Raw genomic sequence first — 19,213 nt, 5'->3', positions numbered from 1 at the left:
CGGCGAAACGAGGAGAACGACCTGCGCATGAATTCGACCGTGTTTCCGGCTGTGCGCCGGACCGGCCGGCTGTATGCCCGCTGGGCTGCCTCACTGGTGTCCGCGGCGCTGCTGACCGGCGTCGTGGGCTGTGGCGGCGGTGACGCCGCGGCGCCGCCCGATCTGTCCGCGCCACCGACGAATGTGCGCTGGGTGCCTTTCCAAGGCGTATCGTTGCCGCAGACAGATCAAGGGCCTTCCTCGCAAACCGACGGTGCGGCAACGGGTTTCGATCATTCGCCGACCGGTGCGGGGGTCGCCGCCGTGGTGCACGCCGTGCGCCTGGCGATCGCCGACGACGGTCAGTGGTCGAATATCGTTGCCCGGGAAGTGGTTCCGGGTGCGGCGAAGGACGAATGGGCGGTGAACCGGGTGCAACTGTCCATCAGCGGTCCTGCGGATCCGGTGTACGCGCCGCGACTGCTCGGGTACCGGATCACCGAGTACGGCGACCAGCGTGCCGCGGTGGATGTGTACACCGAGTATTCGGACAACTCGAGGGCGGTGAACCACACGACAGTGGAGTGGTTCGCACAGGATTGGAGGTTACGGCTGCCGGATCCGCAATCGACCACGCGACCCATCGACCCCGTGAACGAATTACCGAGTGGCACAGTGAAAGTGGAGGCGCCGAAGTGAGCGGGAAGGAGACCTACCAGCGTGACCGCGTCTCCTTCGGCGTCGTGGCATCCGCGGCGGTACTGGCGCTGATCGTGGTGATCGGCGTGGTCATGTGGACCGGACGCGACGAGGAGCCCGAATCCGGTCCGGCGCCCGCGGCGGCAGTCGGCGAGGGATTCGCCGATCCGGAGGTGGATGTGTTCAACCGGCGTATCGATATCCCGAACAATCCGGCGGGGCAGGTCCTTGTGCAGGACCCGTCACCGCAGCGCAAATCGACCGACCCGGACTGGCTGACCGCCGCTCCGATGGGGACTACCGAACCCCGCGGCTGGCAGCGGGTGTTCGGCGCGTCGGTGCCGTTCTCGAGCTCCGACGGTCCGCACCGGATCGAGGACGGTTTGGCGGTGGGGTATTCGCATACCCCACAGGGCGCGGCGCTGGCCGCGGCTCAGATCACCTACCGGCTCAATGCCCGGCCGGCGGACCGGGATCTCTATGTACGGCAGGTGCGGGTTTCGGCGCAGCAGATCGCGGCCTACGACCAGGCGCTGGAAGCCGATCGGCTGCCCGAACAGCAGCCCGAATCGGTGACCAAGTACCTGGTCGCGTCCGATGCGTTCAAGATCGACGATTACGCCGACGACATGGCGATCGTGCGGTTCGCGCTGCGTGCTCCGGCGCTCGACGGGAAGCCGGTGTGGGTGACATTGCGGCTGATCATGGTGTGGGACGCGGGTGATTGGCGGCTCAAGCCGACCACCTCGCCGAACTCACAGACCGAGTATGTCGAATCGCTCGAGGGGTGGACTCGATGGTGATTCCGATGTTGGGACGAAATGTGGAAGCTCAGGTAGTGCGCGAAGACAGCCGGCCCGAGAGCGGGGACCGAGTGCCCGCGATATCGCACCGGGTATCGCTGGCCAGACGTCTCGTCACCATCCTCGCGGTGATCTTCACCGTGATGATGGCGACGCCCACGGTGGCCTACGGCCAGACCTACGGCTGGGACGAGACCTGCAACGAAATACACGACAACCTGGACGATCTGGGCATCCCCGGGATTTCGCTCGGTGATGCCGCCTCCGCGGTGTGCAAGGCGGGCAACGCGGGCGCGCATCCGGGCGAGGCGGCCGACGCGGTCAAGGACAAGGCCTGGGATTCGACCTTCGGCAAGGTTGTCGATTCGCTGATGAACGGTCTGGGCGAAGCCATCATCTTGGCGCTGACGTTCTGGATGAAGGTGCCCAACGAGGTGGCCAGTGATTCCGGCGCCCTGTTCACCAAGATCAACGACTACACCTATCAGGTGCAGATACTGCTGCTCATGGCCTCGATCATCATCACCGGGCTCCGGCTGGCCGAGGCCAGACGCGGGGGCGCGATGAACGAAGCGGCGGAATCGTTCCGCATGTTCTCGCGGGTGGTGTTCAGTTCGTGGATGCTGGGTGCGGTCATCGTCGCCGGGACCGTCGCGTCCGACCGGTTCGCCGAATGGATAATCCAGGACTCCACCGACGGCAACGCGCGGAACATGGCCGAGCTGATGGTGAAGACCAGTAAGTTGCAAGCGTTCTCGCCGGGCCTGGTGCTCATCATCGCGATCGTCGGATTGCTCGGCGCGCTCGCCCAGATCGTGCTCGCCATCGTCCGGCAGGGATTGCTGGTGATCGCGGCCGGTGTGCTGCCGCTGGCGGCCGCGGCGTCCGGGATGAACACCGGCAAGCAGTCGTATCAGAAACTGGTCGGCTGGATCATTGCGTTCATGCTGTGGAAACCGGTGGCGGCCATCGTGTACATGATCGCGTTCACCACCGCCGGGCACGTCGACGAGATGACCCCGGCCGGTGGGCTGCCCGAGGCCGAGGAAGCCCAGCGCATGCTGGTCGCGATCGTGCTGCTGTGCAGCGTCGCCTTCGTACTGCCGGCGTTGATGCGCCTGGTCACCCCGGCGGTCGCCATCGTCGGCAGCGGCGGGTCGGGTCTGACCGCGGCCGGTGGAACGCTCATCGCGGCAGCGGGTCTGGGCGCGATGGGAACCAAGGCGGTAGGCGCGAAGGGCGCGGCAGCTCCCGGCCGGGCCGGTTATGTCGGCGGGGCCGCGGGCCCGCCGCCGCCCGGTGGCGGCCGCGGTGGCGGCGCCCCACGTCCGATGCCCCCGCCGCGCGGTGGTGGCGGGGGGTCCCCGGCAGGACAGGGACCGCGCTCGAGTGGATCCGCGGGCGGTGTACCGTCCGGTGCGTCCCGTGTGGCCAACAGGATCGGCGCCGCCCGCTCCGCGTCCAGCGGGATGACCCGCGCGGACCAGGCCATGGGTGATGTCGCGGGCGACCGCTGGACCAACCGTTCCCCCGACCTCGGTAGGAGCACCATCCCGCGATGACGAGCACCGAAACCTACGAACGCCGTTCCTACGGGCTGTGGCAGAAACCGCGCAGTGCCGGTCTGTTCGGTTTGCGCTGGGAAGAAACAGTGCTCGGGTTCGTCGTGGTGATCACCGCGCTGTTCACCGCCATGGTCGGCGGTTTCCAGTGGGGCGCGATCGTGGGCGGGTTCGGTGTGGTGATCATGGCGCCCCTCGTCATGCGGCGTGGGGGACGCTCCGGCTACGAGACGGGATTGATGATGTTCCACTGGATGCGTTCACGGAACCGCGGTGAGCACGTGTACCGCGGTGGCCGGTTCTCCCGGGTACCGGGTGGCTTCACCCGGCTGCCGGGATTGCTGGCGCCCTCCAAGTTGTACGAGGGCATCGACGCCGGCGGTTACAGCTTCGGGATGATCCACCTGCCGCAATTCGCGCAGTACACGGTTGTGCTGCGGGCCTGGCCGCAGGGTCACGAGGCGGTGGACCAGCCGGTGATCGATCGCTGGGTGTCGGCATGGGGCACCTTCCTGGCCTCGGTCGGTCAGACCAGCGATATCGTCGCCGTGGTCCCCGTGATCGACACCGTCCCGGAAACCGGGAACCGGTTGCTCACCGAGGTGTCCACGATCACCCGGCCCGAGGCGCCGGATCTGGCGCAACAGGTGATGTACGAGCTGGCCACCGAATTGCCGCAGGAGCGGGTGCAATTGCTGCCCCGTGTCTCGATCACCTTCAAGGCCACCACCGCCGAACGTCGGAAGAACCCGGCCGAGGAGGCGGTCGAGATCGGCCGCCGGCTGCCCGGGATCTGCGCCGCCCTCGCCGAAGCCGGGGTGCGGGCCCAGCCGATGTCGGCGGAGGAGGTGATCTCGTTCATCCGCCGCAGCTACGATCCGGCGTCGCAGGCCGATCTCGAGGTCGCCGCGGGCGAACCGGAAGGGCACGGACTGGATTGGGCCGACGCCGGCCCGGTCTCGCACGACGAGAAATGGGACCATCTGATCCACGACGGCGGCCGGTCGGTCACCTGGGAGATGGACACCGCCCCCGAGGGCGCGGTGGACGAGCGGGTGCTGCAGCGACTGCTGGCGCCGAATCCCGAAGTTCCGCGTAAACGGATCGCCATCGTGTACCGGCCGCATTCGGCGGCCGACGCGGCCGAGATCGTCGACGACGATTTCAAGAACGCGCTGGTCGCGCAGCAGAGCGAGCGAGGTGTGGTGTCGGCGTCGGCGACACTGCGGGTCGGCGCGACCCAGCAGGCCCGCGAAGAGCAGGCGCGCGGTCACGGTGTCACCCGGTTCGGCGCGCTGGTCACCATCACCGAACCGAGCCGCGGCGACCTGCCGCGTATCGAGGCCATTACCCGCGACCTGTCCACACAGGCCCGGCTCAAGATCCGCCGCTGCTATCGCTACCAGGCGGCGGCCTTCGCGGCATCGCTCGGCTGCGGGGTGATCCTGCCCGAGCACGCGACCATTCCTAAAGCATTGGCGGGGTGAACGACTGATGGCACGCGAGCACGAGCCACCCGTACGGGAACGCGACCGATCCAGAGCCGTCACCGGCGATCGGGTGCGTTCCCCCAGGGACGACGATCGGCGCGCCCGGAGCGACCGGGACGGGCACCGCGCATCCGGTGCCGCCGACCGGCGCGATCCCGACCGCTCGCGGGCCGACCGCCGGACCCGTACCGCGCGCGACGGTGATCCCGGGAACCGGGAGCGGGCCCGCCGGGCCCGGGTCGATACGACCGCCGACCGGGCCATGGGGACACCCGAATTCGATAAAGCGGCCCGCCGGGCGCGGGTGCGGGCCGAAAAGCGCCGCCAGCAGGGTCCGGCGCTGCTGGACGCGGCCACCCGCTCCCGCCTGGAGGAGACCAGCCGCGAGGGCGCCGGGCTGCGGGCCGCGTGGGCGACCTTCCGGATCCGCACCGACGATATCCGCCGCCGAAACTACGCCGCGCGCGCCGAACTGGACTATCAGGACGGATTCGACCGGCAGACCGCCCAGCTGACCGACCGCGGCTTCGCCGGCGCGGGCGGCGGCCGGATGAACGTGGTCGGCCGGCCGGTCGAGTACCGGGCCACCACCGCCCAGGTCGCGGGCCTGTGGCCGTGGTCGGTGGGTGCGGGCGCCCCGCTGATCGGGACCCCGCTGGGCTCGCATCTGCACACCGGAGCTCCGGTGTGCTTCGACCCGATGAACTGGTTCATGCGCGGTAGTTTCATCACCGCGCCCAGCTTGTTCGTACTGGGCCTCAACGGTTTCGGTAAATCGTCGCTGGTGCGGCGGATCGTGCTCGGCGGGGTCGCGCAGAACATCACCCCGCTGATCCTTGCCGATGTGAAACCCGATTACCGCCGCCTGGTGGAACTCGTCGGCGGCCAGGTGATCGATCTCGGCTACGGCCACGGCAAACTCAACCCGTTGGCCGGTGGTGTCCTCGGCGATATCGTGCCGCGCCTGGACGATCAGCCCGACCTGCAGCGACAGGTGCTGCAGGATCTGCGGGCCCGGCAGGTCACGCTGATCGCGGGTCTGGTGGAGCTGGTGCGCGGGGCTCGGGTACGCGATTACGAGGAGACGCTGATCTCCACGGCCCTGCGGATCCTGTACCGGCCGGGTAGCGGCTACACACCGGACCGGCCGCCGATCATGGAGAACCTGCTGGAGGTCATCGTCGCCGGGGGCGAGGAGATGGCACTCGACGCCGGCGCCGACAACCAGATCGAATACCAGGAGGCGATCCGCGGTCTGCGGCGTTCGCTGCGGGCCCTCACCCAAGGTCCGTTCGGCGCGGTGTTCAACGGTCATACCTCGGTGCCGATCGATACCGACGCGGTCGCCGTATGCATCGATGTCTCCCATATTCCCCAGGGCGACAAGAAGCTCAAGGCCGCCGTCATGCTGGCCTGCTGGGCCGACGGTTTCGCGGCTGTGGAGGCGGCGCACACCCTGACCGACGCGGGAATGGCTCCGCAGCGGTACTTCCAGGTCGTGATGGACGAGTTGTGGCAGGTGCTCGGGCTCGGCGATTTCATGGTCGACCGGGTCGACGAGCTGACCCGGTTGCAGCGCGGTATCGCCACTGCGTTGATCATGATCAGCCATACGATCAAGGACCTGCAATCGCTGGGTTCGGAAGCGGCGATCGCCAAGGCGCTCGGTTTCCTGGAGCGGGCCCGCGCCAAGATCTTCGGCGCGTTGCCCGCGGAGGAGATCAAGAGACTGGACAGCACCATACCGTTCACCGCGGCCGAAGAAGAGATGGTGACCAGCTGGTCCGCTCCGCAGGCATTGACGGGCGAGGCGCTCAAGCCGGGGCAGGTGCGGCCTTCCCCGCCGGGCACCGGCAAGTTCCTGCTGAAGATCGGTGAGGACCGGCGGCCCGGTATCCCGTTCCATATGGAGTTCACGCCCGCCGAGAAGATCAGCGGTATCCACGACACCAATCAGCGTTTCGAGGATTTCACCTCCTATCCGGGCCGGTTCGGCGGTGAATCGGCCGCGGCGCCGGACAGCTCACACCCGGCGGGCGGGAGCAATTCATGATGCCGCATCGGTCCTATCGCCGGGTCTCACCGGAGGTCCGGGCCGCCGCGGTGCAGCAGGTCATCGCGCTCACCGGCAAACTGCGCAGCGAATCGGAGGCATGCCGGCTGGTCGCCGAACAAATCGGTGTGCACACCAATTCGGTGCGCAACTGGGTGCGGGCCGCCGAGGGACCGAGCCTGGAGCGAATGGACGCGATCGCGCTGCGGCGCAAGGTCGCACTGCTGCAGCAGCAACTGGCGGCCGCCGCGGAGGTGAACCGCGCCCTGGCCGACACCCTCAACGAAACGCGGCGCGACACGTGAACCCCGCAGGAGCGCGGTGAACGCGAAATCTGTGCTGTGGACGGCCCTCGGCCTGGTACTCGGCCTGATGACGGTGGTGCTGGTCATCGTGATGCCGGCGGTGGACGACCCCTGTGAGGGTGGTTCGGTACTCGATCCGGGTCAGTCGACGCTACCGCCGTTGGGCGGCTATCCGCCGGGCGATCCGCGTGCCGCCGACGATCCGGCCGGTCTCTCCGAAACCGCCACCGCCAACCCCACCGCGACCGCGACACCCTCCCTCGCCGCCGGAGCCGGACCGCTGGGCCGGATCTGGCCGATGGCCGCCGGAACCTATTCGGTCTCCGATGTCTTCGGTTCGCGCGACGGCGGCCACAAGGGTGTCGACCTGGCCGCTCCCGACGGCACCCCGATCTTCGCGGTGGCCGACGGCGTGGTGGTGGCCGCCGGTCCGGCATCCGGGTTCGGCAACTGGATCGTCGTCGATTCGGTCGACCCGGGCAACGGCCGGGCGTTCTCCGCGGTGTACGGGCATATGTGGGATCGGGGCGTGCTGGTGCGAGTCGGTGAGAACGTGCGGGCCGGACAGCACATCGGCGCGGTCGGTTCGGCCGGGGAATCCAGCGGGCCGCACCTGCATTTCGAGATCGTGCCGGGCGGCCGGTTCACCGGCGGCCGCCAGATCGACCCGATGCCGTGGCTCGACGGTGCGCCCACACCCGACCTGGGCGGTGCCCGCGCCTATTCGACCGACCCGCAGTGCGTACGCGGTTTCGGTACCGCCGGCGGGGCGCTGGCGAACGGGAAAGTGCCGCCGGAACTGGAGATCTGGTACCGCCGCGCGGGGTCGCTGTGCCCGGAGGTCACGCCGTCGCTGTTGGCCGCCCAGGGCCGCCAGGAGTCCGGTTTCCGGCGCGGGCTCACCTCGCCCGCGGGCGCGCAGGGTCTCGCGCAGTTCCTGCCCGGGACAGCCGCGAGTACCAACCCCGATGACGGTCAGCCCTACGTCATCGATGCCGACGGCAACGGGACGGCCAGCGTCTGGGACGACGGTGACGCCATCGTGGGGCAGGGCCGGTACATGTGCGCGATCGCGCACAAGATCAATGGGTGGATCGCCGAGGGCCGGGTGAGCGGCGATGTGGCGGCACTGACCCTGGCGGCCTACAACGCGGGTGAAGGCGCGGTGCTGGCGTCCGGCGGGATGCCCAACCAGGTTGCCGCGCACTACTCCGAAACCCAGCCCTACGTCACGAACATCCTGGCCATGGAAGCTGAATACCGTGACCCCGGCGCGGCCGGGCGGTTCACCCCGGGCGAGGACGGTTCGGCAGGTGACCAGGTCGTACAGGCCGCGCACGAATGGCTCGGCACCCCGTATGTCTGGGGCGGCGGCGGTCCGCAGGGGCCCAGCGGCGGTGGGCTCGACGGTCCGGGCCTGACCTCCGCGGCGATCTTCGCCGCCTCCTCCGGCACGGTCTCGCTGCCGCGCACGGCCGAACAGCAGTGGGAGGCCGGCACCGAAGTGCCGATCGCCCGAATACGGCCCGGGGACCTGGTGTTCAGCGATTTCGGGCCGCGGGGTCCGGCGCAGGTCGGTGTCTATGCCGGGAACGGGCAGATGATCCACGCGGCGCCGGCATCGACCGCCGACGCCCCGGGCGGGGTCGCCGAAACTGCCGTACCCGGTGACGCCCGGGCGAGGAGGGTGCTGTGAACACGCGCGGATCGGCGGCGTTTACGAGGTCCGGGCGGTTAGCCTGGAACGAGAAGACGAGTGCTGGTGCGGGACTGGTGGTGATGCTGATGCTGGGCATCACGATGCTGAGCGGATGCGGCAGCAGTGGCGAGGATCTGGGATCGGGTGGCGGCGCGGCCACCTCGACCACCCGGCGGCTGGAGGCCGTGCCCGCCCCGGACCCGGTGACCCCCGACGGGGTCGCGGTGGCGGCGCTGCGCGAGATCTATCAGTGGCAGCCGGCTACCGAGGTCCCGGGCGCGTCGCTGGAAAGGGCGCGGAGGTGGCTGGGCCCCAGCCTGGTCCGGGTGCTCGACGCGCCGTCGGACAGCGCCGGCGCCCCGGCCGTATCGCTGCAGTGGGGTGACTGGGCGTCCGCCGGCGCGCGGGTGGAGGCCTTCACTTTCGCCTCCGGGGACCGTCCGCCCGCCGGTCCGGACCCCGCGGTGCAACAGTTCAAGATCGGAATCGAGCAGACCGTCGTCTATCCGGACGGCCGCGAGGAGCCCCTGGCGCCGTCCACCGTCATCGCGACCGTGGTGCGCACGCCCGAGGGCTGGCGGCTCGACGGATACCGGTGACCACCGGAAGGGACCCCTCAGGAGGCAGGTATGGCGAAGAATAAACCGTTGAAGGATCCGGCCGCAGTCGGGCCCGACCTGAGCCTCATCGCGATCTATGTAGGCGGTGCCGTCCTGGGAACAGTCTGGCTGGCACTGCACATCGGCAATATGCTCTCGCTGCAGAAGCAGGACATCCCGGTCAACCCGATCGCCATCGTGGCCGGATTGGCCAAAGGCGAGTTGCACTGGCCCACCGGCGCGACCGTGATAATCCTGCTGGTCCTCCTGGCGCTGGCGAGTTTCGTGCTGTTCCGGCGGCGGGCCGCGGCCAAACGGATGATCGGTCGGCTGGCCGTGGACGACAAGGCCGGCGTGATGGGCAACGGTGGCGCGATCGCCGCGCTCACCGAGGCCGGTGTCCGGGAAAAGGCCCAGAACATGGGTGTGAAGCTGGGCTACAGCGACGCGCCCGGGGTGCCGATCGGGGTCGCCGTCGCGGACGGCACGATGCTGTACGGCTCCTATGAGGATCTGCATCTGGACATCTGGGGGCCGCGACAGGGTAAATCCAGCTCCCGGGTGATCCCGGCGATCCTGTCCGCCATCGGCCCGGTGCTGGCCACGTCGAACAAGCGTGATGTGGTCGACGCGACCCGCGACGTGCGCGAGGCCAAGGGCAGTCGCACCTTCGTATTCGACCCGCAGGGCGTAGCGGCCGAGGATCCCACCTGGTATTGGAACCCGCTTGCCTGGGTGGACGCGAACAGCGACGGCTGCGAGATGCGGGCTGCGCGCCTCGCCGGGCATTTCGCGGACAGCGACAGTGGTTCCGATTCCCGCAACGACGCCTTCTTCGATCCGGAGGCCGAAGATCTCCTGGCGGGCCTGTTCCTCGCCGCCGCGATCGGGTACAAGCCGATCACGCAGATCTGGGAGTGGGTGACCGATCCGCAGAACACCGAACCCATCCAGTTCCTGCGCGACGCCGGCCACGATTTCTCCGCCTCCGGCTTGGCTGCGCAGTACAACGCCGACCCGCGCACCCGCAGCGGTATCTTCGGCACCGCCAAGAAGATGGTGCGCTGCCTGAAACTGCGCAATGTGCACAAGTGGGTCACCCCGCACAAGGAAGGTGTGGAGCTGCCGCGGATCCAGTTCGACGAACTGGAGTTCATCGAGAAGAACGGCACTCTCTACAGCCTGTCGCTGGAAGGGCGCGGCTCGGCGGCGCCGCTGGTGAGCGCACTCACCGAGGCCGTGATCGATGTGGCCATGAGCAAGGCGTCGCGTTCGGCCTTCGGGCGGTTGCCGATTCCGCTGCTGGCAGTGCTGGACGAGGCCGCCAATGTGGTCCGCTGGAAGGATCTGCCCAAGCAGTACAGCCACTTCGGGTCGCGCGGCATCGTGGTGATGACCGTTCTGCAGTCGTGGGCCCAGGGCTCCCGGTGCTGGGGCGAGGACGGTATGAACGCGCTGTGGTCGGCGGCCAACATCAAAGTGCTCGGCAGCGGTGTCGACGATGCGAACTTCCTGCGGGAGCGTTCCGAGGCGATCGGTGAGCATTCCGCCATCTCGGCCTCGGTCTCCGAATCCAAGGGCGGTAAGAGCTATTCGCGGTCGCTCGGGTCCTCCAAGACCTTCACCGTGCAGGCGCTGGCGACGCTGCCGCGGGGACGGGCCATCGTGTTCTCCTCCGGTGCCCCACCGGTTCTGGTGCGCACGGTGCCCTGGTGGGAAGGCGAATACGCGTCCGCGGTGAAGAAGTCCATCGAAGACCACGACCCGCAGAGCAAAAAGCTGATCACCTATCCCCTCGGGTCGCCGTCGATGATCAAAGGGACACCTACGGAGCCGGATCACGGTCCGGCGGGCGCACCCACGGAACCGGCCGACAGTCCGGCGGGCGCACCTACGGAACCGGACAACGGTCCGGGAGGCACACCCCCGAGCTCGGAGAGCGGGCCGGGCGAGAGGCAGGAGGTTGGACCGCGGTGACCGAGACTCCCGAACAGCAGGACCCGACGGTTTACAAGGATGTGGTGGAGTTCGTCGAGAAATACCTCAGCGTCGTCTACCGCAGGCAGGTCAGCGATCTCAGCGATACCGTCTGGTGCCGCGAATGGTGGAAGCACACCGAGGCGATCGTGCGGCTGGACGCGGTATGGCGGGCTTGGGAACATCTGCGGCAGGACGGCGCCACCGGGATGAGCGTGTGGTTTCTCGACCACGCCGACAAACATATGGCCGTCCTGCTCGACCCGAAAGGTCCGTTCAAATATTGCAGCGTCCGCAACGGGCACAAGGATATGCTCGCCGACCTGCCCTTCACGCCGGTGCCGGACGGGATGTTCAGCAACCCGTCCGACAGTGCTCCTTCCGCGGACGGCGCCGACCCCGCCGAAGAACTCGATCGGGGCGCCCGGGCCGATTCGGTCAGGCAGTGACCGGCGTCCCGCGGTGCTGACGCGCAGAACGGAGATACGCCCGTCGCGTGGACGGGCGTATCTCCGTTCTGCGGCCGGATCCGATGTCTACCGGCTCCGTTCGAGACCCCGGGCGAGCTGTTCCTGTTCCCGGGCCCGCTGTACCGATGGCGCCAGTTCGGGCTTGGTGCGCACCGCCTCGCTCGGCGGCGTCGCCTGGCCCACCTCGACCAGCATCCTGGCCGCGGCGAGTTCCGGTGCGACACCGATCTTGGCCAGATGCGCGGCCAGCGCCGCACGCCGTTCCACCGAGTCGTAACGCACCGCGTCGGCCGCGCCGCCCACCTGATCGGACTTCTCCGCGAACTGGCTGATGGAGAAACGGTCCTTCTCCAGCTGGACTCCGCGATAACCGGAGTTCTCCCGCTGCGGTACCGCGGTACCCGGTCTCACCTCTCCCATCGACCGCGAAATGGTCTGGGACAGGGCGAGGTTGCGCGGATCCTTGGCCTTGGCGTCGCGCGCCTCGCGGATCTGCAGCTCCCGAGCCTCTTTCGCCCGGGCCTCGGTGAGTTTGACCCGCATCTCGGCCTCACGCTGCCCACGTTCCCGGGCTTTGAGGGCGACAAGTGTCGCGATCTGCAACATCGTCTTCATCATGGCCGCGGTTTCCCGGCTGATGTCGTCCAGTTCCTCGGACATGGCTGCTCCCCGATACTGCGGTGTGCACTATTGGATGTTGTGGTGCCCGGCGTAGCGGGCCGAACGGGCGGATCGGGATCCGCCGAACGACCCGCGCACCGCCCGGCGAGGATTCGCCCGGCGCGACGCGAACACCGGGAGAACCCGCGAGCAGCGCCGCCGACCCGGAATCACGGTCGGCGAGCACGACTTGGTCACGCGCACTCCCTTTTTCGAGATTACCCGGAAATAGGGGCACAGTCTTCGCAACGTATCGCCGACCAGCATATATCGCTGGAAACCGGTCCGGGCCCGAACTCGCCGGGCGGCCGGGCTCAGTCGATCCGGACCGAGTTCAGCGTCACCGGCTGGGTGGGTTTGCCGTCGCCGGGGCCGTTGGATTCGTCCTGGCCCTGTCCGGCGATCGTGTCCAGGGTCGCCAGCCCGGCCTCGTCCACCGTGCCGAAGATCGTGTAATTGGGCGGCAGCATCGAATCCCCGTACACGATGAAGAACTGACTGCCGTTGGTGCCGGGCCCGGCATTGGCCATGGCCAGCACCCCGCGTTTGTAACTGATCGGCTGCTGCAGCGCCGGGTCCTGAGGCGCGTACTGATCGGTGGGGTACTCGTTGTCGAACTCGTAGCCCGGCCCGCCGGTGCCGCTGGCCGTCGGATCACCGCACTGCAGCACTTTGAGGCCCTCACCCTGAGTGAGGCGATGGCAGGTGGTGCCGTCGAAGTAACCCTGACCCGCCAGGCTGGCGAAGCTGTTCACGGTGCAGGGCGACTCGGCGTTGTTCAACGTCAGACCGAGTGGGCCCTGGCTGGTGTCCACGCTGAGGCTGAGCGCCGAGTTGGCGTCGCCGGTCTGGATGCCTTCGGCGCGCGGCTTCTGCACGGGCTTGGCGGCGGGTTCGGCGCTGTCGCGATAGGTGCAGTTCACGCTGGCCGGTTTGGCCGCCGCGGGCGGGGGCGGCGCCGCGCCCGGCGTGCTGGACAGCGAAGCGTCCGGCGTCTGCGAGGCGCTGGCGGTCGAATCGGCGTTGTCGTCGCCGCGGGTCAGGAAATAGACGCCGGTGACGGCGGCGATCACCACCACCACGCCGAGCGCCGATCCGGCGATGGTGAGTTGCTTACGTTTGCGTGCGCGTTCGGCCCGGTTGGCGAGCTGTCGTTCCAGCTTGCGTTTCGCCGCCGTCCGGCGTTGTTCGTTGCTGGGCACTACCACGTTCCTCCCGTGCGGCGGCCGGGCGGCAGGCCCGGCCGGTCGCTGCTGGTCTGTTACTTCCGGTTCTAGAGTCTGCCATCTCCGGCGCGGTACGCCCGGATATCGCCCGGACCGGCCGCCCCGGGCAGGTGGCCGGGGCGGAACCGGTTGGACTCGACCGGGCCGGGTGGGGGAAACTGGTTCACCGTGACCAAGACCAGCAGCTTCTCCGCCCCGAAGGGGGTGCCGGATTACGTCCCGCCCGGTTCGGCCGAGTTCGTCGCGGTACGCGACGGCCTGCTCCGTGCCGCCCGACTCGCTGGGTACGGACATATCGAGCTGCCGGTCTTCGAGGACACGGAACTGTTCGCCCGGGGGGTGGGTGAATCCACCGATGTGGTGAGCAAGGAGATGTTCACCTTCTCCGACCGCAGCGACCGCAGCGTCACGCTCCGCCCAGAGGGCACCGCCGGCGTGATGCGCGCGGTGATCGAGCACGGATTGGATCGCGGTCAGCTCCCGGTGAAGCTGAGCTATTCGGGTCCGTTCTTCCGGTACGAGCGGCCGCAGAAGGGCCGCTACCGGCAGTTGCAGCAGGTCGGAGTGGAAGCCATCGGCATCGACGACCCCGCGCTGGACGCCGAGGTCATCGCGATCGCCGACGCCGGTTTCCGGAGCCTGGGCCTGACCGGCTTCCGATTGGAGATCACCTCCCTCGGGGACGAGACCTGCCGCCCGCAGTACCGCGAGCGGCTACAGGAATTCCTGTTCGGACTCGACCTGGACGCCGAGACGCGGCGCCGTGCCGAGATCAATCCGCTGCGGGTGCTCGACGACAAGCGGCCCGAGGTGCGGGAGATGACGGCGGGGGCGCCGCTGATGGTCGATCACCTGTCGGAGAGCGCGAAGACCCACTTCGAGCAGGTGCTCGCGTACCTGGACGGGCTCGGCGTGCCGTACGTCCTGAACCCCCGCATGGTGCGCGGCCTGGACTACTACACGAAGACGACGTTCGAATTCGTGCACGACGGGCTCGGGGCGCAATCCGGGATCGGCGGCGGCGGCCGCTACGACGGCCTCATGGCCGAGCTGGGCGGGCAGGCGCTGTCCGGTATCGGGTTCGGGCTCGGCGTCGACCGCACCGTCCTGGCACTGGCCGCCGAGGGCGTCACCGCGGGCGATCCGGCCCGTTGCGAGGTGTTCGGGGTGCCGCTCGGCGAGGCCGCCAAGCAGCGCATGGTGGTGCTGGCCGGGGCGTTGCGCGCGGCCGGGGTCCGGGTGGATCTGGCCTACGGCGATCGCGGTGTCAAGGGCGCCATGAAGGCCGCGGACCGGTCGGGCGCGCGATACACGCTGATCCTCGGGGATCGCGATCTGGGCGAGGGCACTGTCGGAGTGAAGGATATGCGGACCGGCGACCAGCGGCAGATCCCGCTGGACGAGGTGGTCACCGCCCTGACCGCGGAATAGGCTTGCCGGGCCCCGCCGCGTACGGCCCGTCGCGCTGGACAGGGGGTCGGCGCCTCCGGCACGAGCGCGCGGCGCTGATCATGGAGCGCGCGTTGTCCGACGGCGCGTAGTACTCTCCGGTGCGACCCCTGTCCCCGGACCGAAATGCGCTGCCGTGACCGATGCACACCTGCCCGACGCCGACCAGCGGATCGGGCTGGACCTGGTTGCTCCCGAGGCGTTCGCGCCGGTGCTGCGGCGGCTGGCGTTCGTGGCGATCGGCCTCGCTCTGGTGGTCGGGCTGATCACCGGCATCCTGTTCGGTCCGATCGCCGGGCTGGTGGCGGCGCTCGTAGTGGCCGTACCCGCAGTCGGGTACGCGGGGGCGGTTCGGCGGCGCCGGCTGTGGTTGCGGGGCTCCGCTGTCCAGGCCCGGACGCTGCTGCGGACCCGGACACTCGAGGTTCCGGCCGTGACCGGGGTCGAACTGCTGGTGTACCCCGGGCGGCTGAGCCGTCTCGCCCTGCGGCTCACCGCCGGCCCGGATCGGCAGGTCGTACCCCTGGCCATGTACACCGATGCCGGGAGTGGCCGGGAACTGCATCTGCTCGGCCTGCGGCGGCTCGCGGACGCCCTGGCAGGCAGCGAACTGCCCGCGGCGCTCGCGGTGGCGGATCTGCTGGTGCGCCAGTTGCGTGCCGAAGCCCGCGACGCGGCCCTGCCGGAGCGGCCGCTGTACCGGGCGGTGGGCCTGGCCCGGTCCAAGGATTATGTCGCCCCGATCGTCCTCACCGATCAGGAGATCGCGACTCTGCTCTGAACCGGTGGACCGGAGATTCCCGATCCGGCCGCCCCGCACACCGCTGCCGGGCCGCCGCTGCCGAAGTGCGCGGAGCTCGGGCGAGATGCGGGATCTCGGACCGGGCGGTGCGTTCTTCGGGGCATGAACGAGACGGGCTTCGCCGGTTCACGCTCGAGCTCGGCGCGAACGCCGTCGCGGACCGGCGGCAGATCGCGGCGTCCGCTGCCGCGGCCGGACGGATCAGCCGACGGTCCAGGTCTCCGGGCCGGTGAGCAGTTTCTGCAGTGATTCGGCCGCCACCGGGAACCGCTCCCGTGCCGCGGCGGTCTGGGCACGGACGCCGTCGTCGTAGGTCGGGCGGTCCACCGCCCGGAAGACACCCGTCACCACGTGATCGAGATCCTGGTCCGACAGCCGCGACAGCGCATAGGCGTACTCGGGGTCGTCGGTATGGGCGTCGTGGACCACGATCTCGTCCTCGGGCACATTCGCCGACGGCACCACGGCCATCCCGAACCCTCGCCGGACCACCGCGTATTCGTTATCGGCCCCGAAACGCAGCGGTTGGTCGTGGCGCAGGCGGATGAGCCGGGATTCGCTGTCGCCGCGGCGCAGCACGTCGAACGATCCGTCGTTGAAGATCGGGCAGTCCTGCAGGATCTCCACGAACGAGGTGCCACGGTGTTCGGCGGCCGCGCGCAGCACCTCGTTCAGGCCGGCGCGGTCGGAGTCCAGCGCCCGCCCGGCGAACGTCGCCTCGGCGCCCAGCGCCACCGACAGGGTGTTGAACGGGTGGTCCACCGAACCCATAGGCGTCGATTTGGTCACCTTGCCCGGTTCGGACGTGGGGGAGTACTGCCCCTTGGTGAGGCCGTAGATCCGATTGTTGAACAGCAGGATCGTCATGTTCACATTGCGGCGCAGCGCATGGATCAGGTGATTTCCGCCGATCGAGAGTGCGTCACCGTCGCCGGTGACCACCCATACCGAAAGATCCGGCCGGGTCACCGCCAGCCCGGTGGCGATCGCCGGGGCGCGGCCGTGGATGGAATGGATGCCGTAGGCGTCGAGATAGTACGGGAAACGACTCGAGCAGCCGATTCCGGAGACGAACATGAGGTTTTCCCGGCGCAGGCCGAGATCGGCCAGGAAGCCGCGCACCGTGGCCAGGATGACGTAGTCGCCGCACCCGGGGCACCAGCGCACCTCCTGATCAGAGGTGTAGTCCTTGGCCTTCTGCGGGCCGTCCGCAGTCGGCACGCCGGAGAGGCCCGAGACGGGTGTGATCCCGAGTTCGGTTCCGGCCAGCGAGGTTTCGACGATCGTCATGATGCGCCCCCGTTCGTGCGATACGTGGCCCGCGCCCGCGCGGCGAAGACCTTGTCGTGCTCCAGTTCGGCCAGCGATCCGTCCAGCGCCGCGTCGACCACGCCGACCAGCTCCTGCGCGGAGAAGGCCGTACCGGCGACCTTGGTCCAGGGTTGGACATCCACCAGGTACTTCGCGCGCAACAGCAGCGCCAGCTGACCACTGTTCATCTCCGGCGCGACGATTTTGGGATACCGGCGCAGCACCTCGCCCAGGCCGGGCGGCAACGGGTTCAGATGCCGCAGATGCAGTTGGGCCACGGCCCGGCCCTGCCGCCGCACTCGCCGGCATGCCTCGCCGATCGGTCCGTAGGAGCTACCCCAGCCGATCAGCAGGACCTCGGCCGTGCCGTCCGGATCGTCGACCTCGGCGGCCGGCACCGGGATTCCGTCGATCTTGGCCTGCCGCAGCCGCACCATGAGGTCGTGGTTCGCGGGATCGTAGGAGATGTCACCGCTGCCGTCGGCCTTCTCCAGGCCGCCGATGCGGTGCGCCCGCCCCGCCGTGCCCGGAACCGCGAGCGGCCGCGCCAGGGTCTCCGGATCGCGCGCATAGGGCTGGAAATCGCCGTCACCGCCGGGTTCGAAACCCGGATCGATCGGTGCGAGGTCGCGCACCGCGGGGATCGCCCACGGTTCGGACCCGTTGGCGATCGAGCCGTCGGAGAGCAGCAGCACCGGTGTCCGGTAGGTGAGGGCGATCCGGGCCGCTTCCACCGCGGTTGCGAAACAGTCGGCGGGCGACCGCGGCGCCAGCACCGGTACCGGTGATTCGCCGTTGCGCCCGAACAGGGCCTGCAGTAGATCGGCCTGTTCGGTTTTCGTCGGCAGCCCGGTGGACGGGCCGCCGCGCTGTACATCGACTATCACCAGTGGTAGTTCGGTCATCACCGCCAGCCCGATGGTTTCGCTCTTCAGCGCCAGACCCGGCCCCGAGGTACTGGTGACCCCCAGCGCCCCGCCGAGCGCCGCTCCGAGCGCCGCCCCGATCCCGGCGATCTCGTCCTCGGCCTGGAAGGTGGTGACACCGAAGTTCTTGTGTTTGCTCAGCTCGTGCAGGATGTCGGAGGCCGGGGTGATCGGATAGCTGCCCAGGAACAGCGGCAGCCCCGCGAGGGAGCCGGCGGTGACCAGGCCGTAGGCCAGCGCGGTGTTGCCGGTGATCTGCCGGTAGGTGCCGGCGGGCAGGGCGGCGGGGGCGACACGGTAGGTGGTGGCGAAGGCCTCCGTGGTCTCGCCGTAGTTCCAGCCCGCCCGGAATGCGAGGAGATTGGCCTCGGCGATATCCGGTTTCGCGGCGAACTTCTCCCGCAGGAACTTCTCGGTCCCGCCGAGGGGCCGCCCGTACATCCAGGACAGCAGCCCCAGCGCGAACATGTTCTTGGCGCGCTGCCCGTCCTTCTTGCCGACCCCGGTCGATTCGGTGGCGGCGAGGGTCAACGAGGTCATCGGGACCTGGTGGACCACGAAATCGGCGAGGCTGGTGTCGGCGAGCGGGTCGGCGGCGTAGCCGACCTTGGCGAGATTGCGTTTGCTGAACTCGTCGGTGTTGACGATGACAGTGCCACCGCGCGGCAATTCGCCCAGGTTGGCCTTCAAGGCCGCCGGGTTCATCGCGACGAGGACGTCCGGCTGGTCGCCGGCGGTGAGGATATCGTGGTCGGCGATCTGGATCTGGAACGACGACACACCCGGCAGCGTGCCCTGCGGCGCTCGGATCTCGGCGGGGAAATTGGGCTGGGTCGCCAGATCGTTCCCGAACGCCGCCGCCTCATGGGTGAACCGGTCTCCGGTGAGCTGCATACCGTCACCGGAATCGCCCGCGAAGCGGATGACGACGCGGTCCAATACCGCTGCGCCGGAGCCATTTCCGGCGGCGGCTTCGGTCTCGGGGCGGCCGATGCTGTCGTGGTGCGAAACCATACGCGTGCTTCACTTCCTCGTCGAAATGAGCTGCCGGTCGCCAAACTACCCCGGTGCGGGGGTGCCTCGCCGGGAAAAGCACGTGCCGGATGGGCGGCCGTTCGGGCGCGAGCGACCGAGGATGGGTACCTCAGGCCTACTACCAGCGTAGATGGTGTGGCCGACCGGGTCGAGTGGGCCGGCGGCGCG

Annotated in this window: 16 protein-coding genes; 12 read left to right on the top strand and 4 right to left on the bottom strand. The window is 68.9% G+C overall.

Annotated features, from left to right (window positions below):
- Positions 1-27: 27 nt before the first annotated feature.
- The 10 genes from OG804_RS12770 to OG804_RS12725 are packed head-to-tail and all read left to right on the top strand — an operon-like array spanning position 28 to position 11,615.
- The gene (locus tag OG804_RS12770) at positions 28-678 is read left to right on the top strand and encodes a hypothetical protein (protein ID WP_328397167.1); all 651 of its coding nucleotides are present in this window, start codon (positions 28-30) and stop codon (positions 676-678) included.
- The gene (locus OG804_RS12765; protein ID WP_328397165.1) at positions 675-1,481 is read left to right on the top strand and encodes a hypothetical protein; all 807 of its coding nucleotides are present in this window, start codon (positions 675-677) and stop codon (positions 1,479-1,481) included. Before OG804_RS12770 ends, OG804_RS12765 begins: the two co-directional genes overlap by 4 nt.
- A 5-nt stretch (positions 1,482-1,486) precedes the next feature.
- Positions 1,487-3,043 carry a hypothetical protein gene (locus tag OG804_RS12760; RefSeq protein WP_328397163.1) on the top strand — a complete coding sequence of 519 codons (1,557 nt, stop codon included), beginning with the start codon at positions 1,487-1,489 and terminating at the stop codon, positions 3,041-3,043.
- Positions 3,040-4,530 carry an SCO6880 family protein gene (locus OG804_RS12755; RefSeq protein ID WP_328397161.1) on the top strand — a complete coding sequence of 497 codons (1,491 nt, stop codon included), beginning with the start codon at positions 3,040-3,042 and terminating at the stop codon, positions 4,528-4,530. The genes OG804_RS12760 and OG804_RS12755 overlap by 4 nt, the downstream gene beginning before the upstream one ends.
- Before the next feature lie 7 nt (positions 4,531-4,537).
- A complete protein-coding gene (locus OG804_RS12750; RefSeq protein WP_328397159.1) occupies positions 4,538-6,586 on the top strand; it encodes a hypothetical protein in 2,049 nt (682 codons plus the stop codon).
- Positions 6,583-6,891, top strand: coding sequence for a transposase (locus OG804_RS12745; RefSeq protein WP_328397157.1), 309 nt, complete (start codon positions 6,583-6,585; stop codon positions 6,889-6,891). Before OG804_RS12750 ends, OG804_RS12745 begins: the two co-directional genes overlap by 4 nt.
- A 16-nt stretch (positions 6,892-6,907) precedes the next feature.
- Positions 6,908-8,587 carry a peptidoglycan DD-metalloendopeptidase family protein gene (locus OG804_RS12740; protein WP_328397155.1) on the top strand — a complete coding sequence of 560 codons (1,680 nt, stop codon included), beginning with the start codon at positions 6,908-6,910 and terminating at the stop codon, positions 8,585-8,587.
- Positions 8,584-9,189, top strand: coding sequence for a hypothetical protein (locus tag OG804_RS12735; protein ID WP_328397153.1), 606 nt, complete (start codon positions 8,584-8,586; stop codon positions 9,187-9,189). The genes OG804_RS12740 and OG804_RS12735 overlap by 4 nt, the downstream gene beginning before the upstream one ends.
- A gap of 30 nt (positions 9,190-9,219) precedes the next feature.
- Entirely contained in the window at positions 9,220-11,166 is a 1,947-nt protein-coding gene (locus OG804_RS12730) for a type IV secretory system conjugative DNA transfer family protein (RefSeq protein ID WP_328397151.1), read from the top strand.
- Complete coding sequence (locus tag OG804_RS12725; RefSeq protein ID WP_328397149.1) at positions 11,163-11,615, top strand: DUF4913 domain-containing protein; 453 nt, start codon at positions 11,163-11,165, stop codon at positions 11,613-11,615. Before OG804_RS12730 ends, OG804_RS12725 begins: the two co-directional genes overlap by 4 nt.
- An 87-nt stretch (positions 11,616-11,702) precedes the next feature.
- Here OG804_RS12725 and OG804_RS12720 read toward each other — a convergent pair whose 3' ends face one another.
- Both OG804_RS12720 and OG804_RS12715 read right to left on the bottom strand, forming a co-directional pair.
- The gene (locus tag OG804_RS12720) at positions 11,703-12,296 is read right to left on the bottom strand and encodes a hypothetical protein (protein ID WP_328397147.1); all 594 of its coding nucleotides are present in this window, start codon (positions 12,294-12,296) and stop codon (positions 11,703-11,705) included.
- Between the two features lie 314 nt (positions 12,297-12,610).
- On the bottom strand, positions 12,611-13,498 hold the full coding sequence (locus OG804_RS12715) for a peptidylprolyl isomerase (RefSeq protein WP_328397145.1): 888 nt from the start codon (positions 13,496-13,498) through the stop codon (positions 12,611-12,613).
- Between the two features lie 192 nt (positions 13,499-13,690).
- Here OG804_RS12715 and hisS point away from each other — a divergent pair, with 192 nt between their 5' ends.
- Both hisS and OG804_RS12705 read left to right on the top strand, forming a co-directional pair.
- Positions 13,691-14,953, top strand: a complete 1,263-nt coding sequence (gene hisS / locus OG804_RS12710) for a histidine--tRNA ligase (RefSeq protein WP_328397143.1) — start codon at positions 13,691-13,693, stop codon at positions 14,951-14,953.
- Between the two features lie 154 nt (positions 14,954-15,107).
- Complete coding sequence (locus OG804_RS12705; protein ID WP_328397141.1) at positions 15,108-15,752, top strand: hypothetical protein; 645 nt, start codon at positions 15,108-15,110, stop codon at positions 15,750-15,752.
- A 222-nt stretch (positions 15,753-15,974) separates the two neighbouring features.
- On the opposite strand, the gene OG804_RS12700 is transcribed toward OG804_RS12705, so the two are convergent.
- A complete protein-coding gene (locus OG804_RS12700) occupies positions 15,975-17,063 on the bottom strand; it encodes a 2-oxoacid:ferredoxin oxidoreductase subunit beta (protein WP_328397139.1) in 1,089 nt (362 codons plus the stop codon).
- Positions 17,060-19,024: a 2-oxoacid:acceptor oxidoreductase subunit alpha gene (locus tag OG804_RS12695; RefSeq protein WP_328397137.1), complete on the bottom strand. Its 1,965-nt coding sequence runs from the start codon at positions 19,022-19,024 to the stop codon at positions 17,060-17,062. Before OG804_RS12695 ends, OG804_RS12700 begins: the two co-directional genes overlap by 4 nt.
- Positions 19,025-19,213: the final 189 nt, after the last annotated feature.

Origin of the sequence: Nocardia sp. NBC_00416 (assembly GCF_036032445.1) — a bacterium.
Taxonomy (GTDB): Bacteria; Actinomycetota; Actinomycetes; order Mycobacteriales; family Mycobacteriaceae; genus Nocardia.
This window is presented reverse-complemented; position numbering and strand designations above follow the sequence as displayed.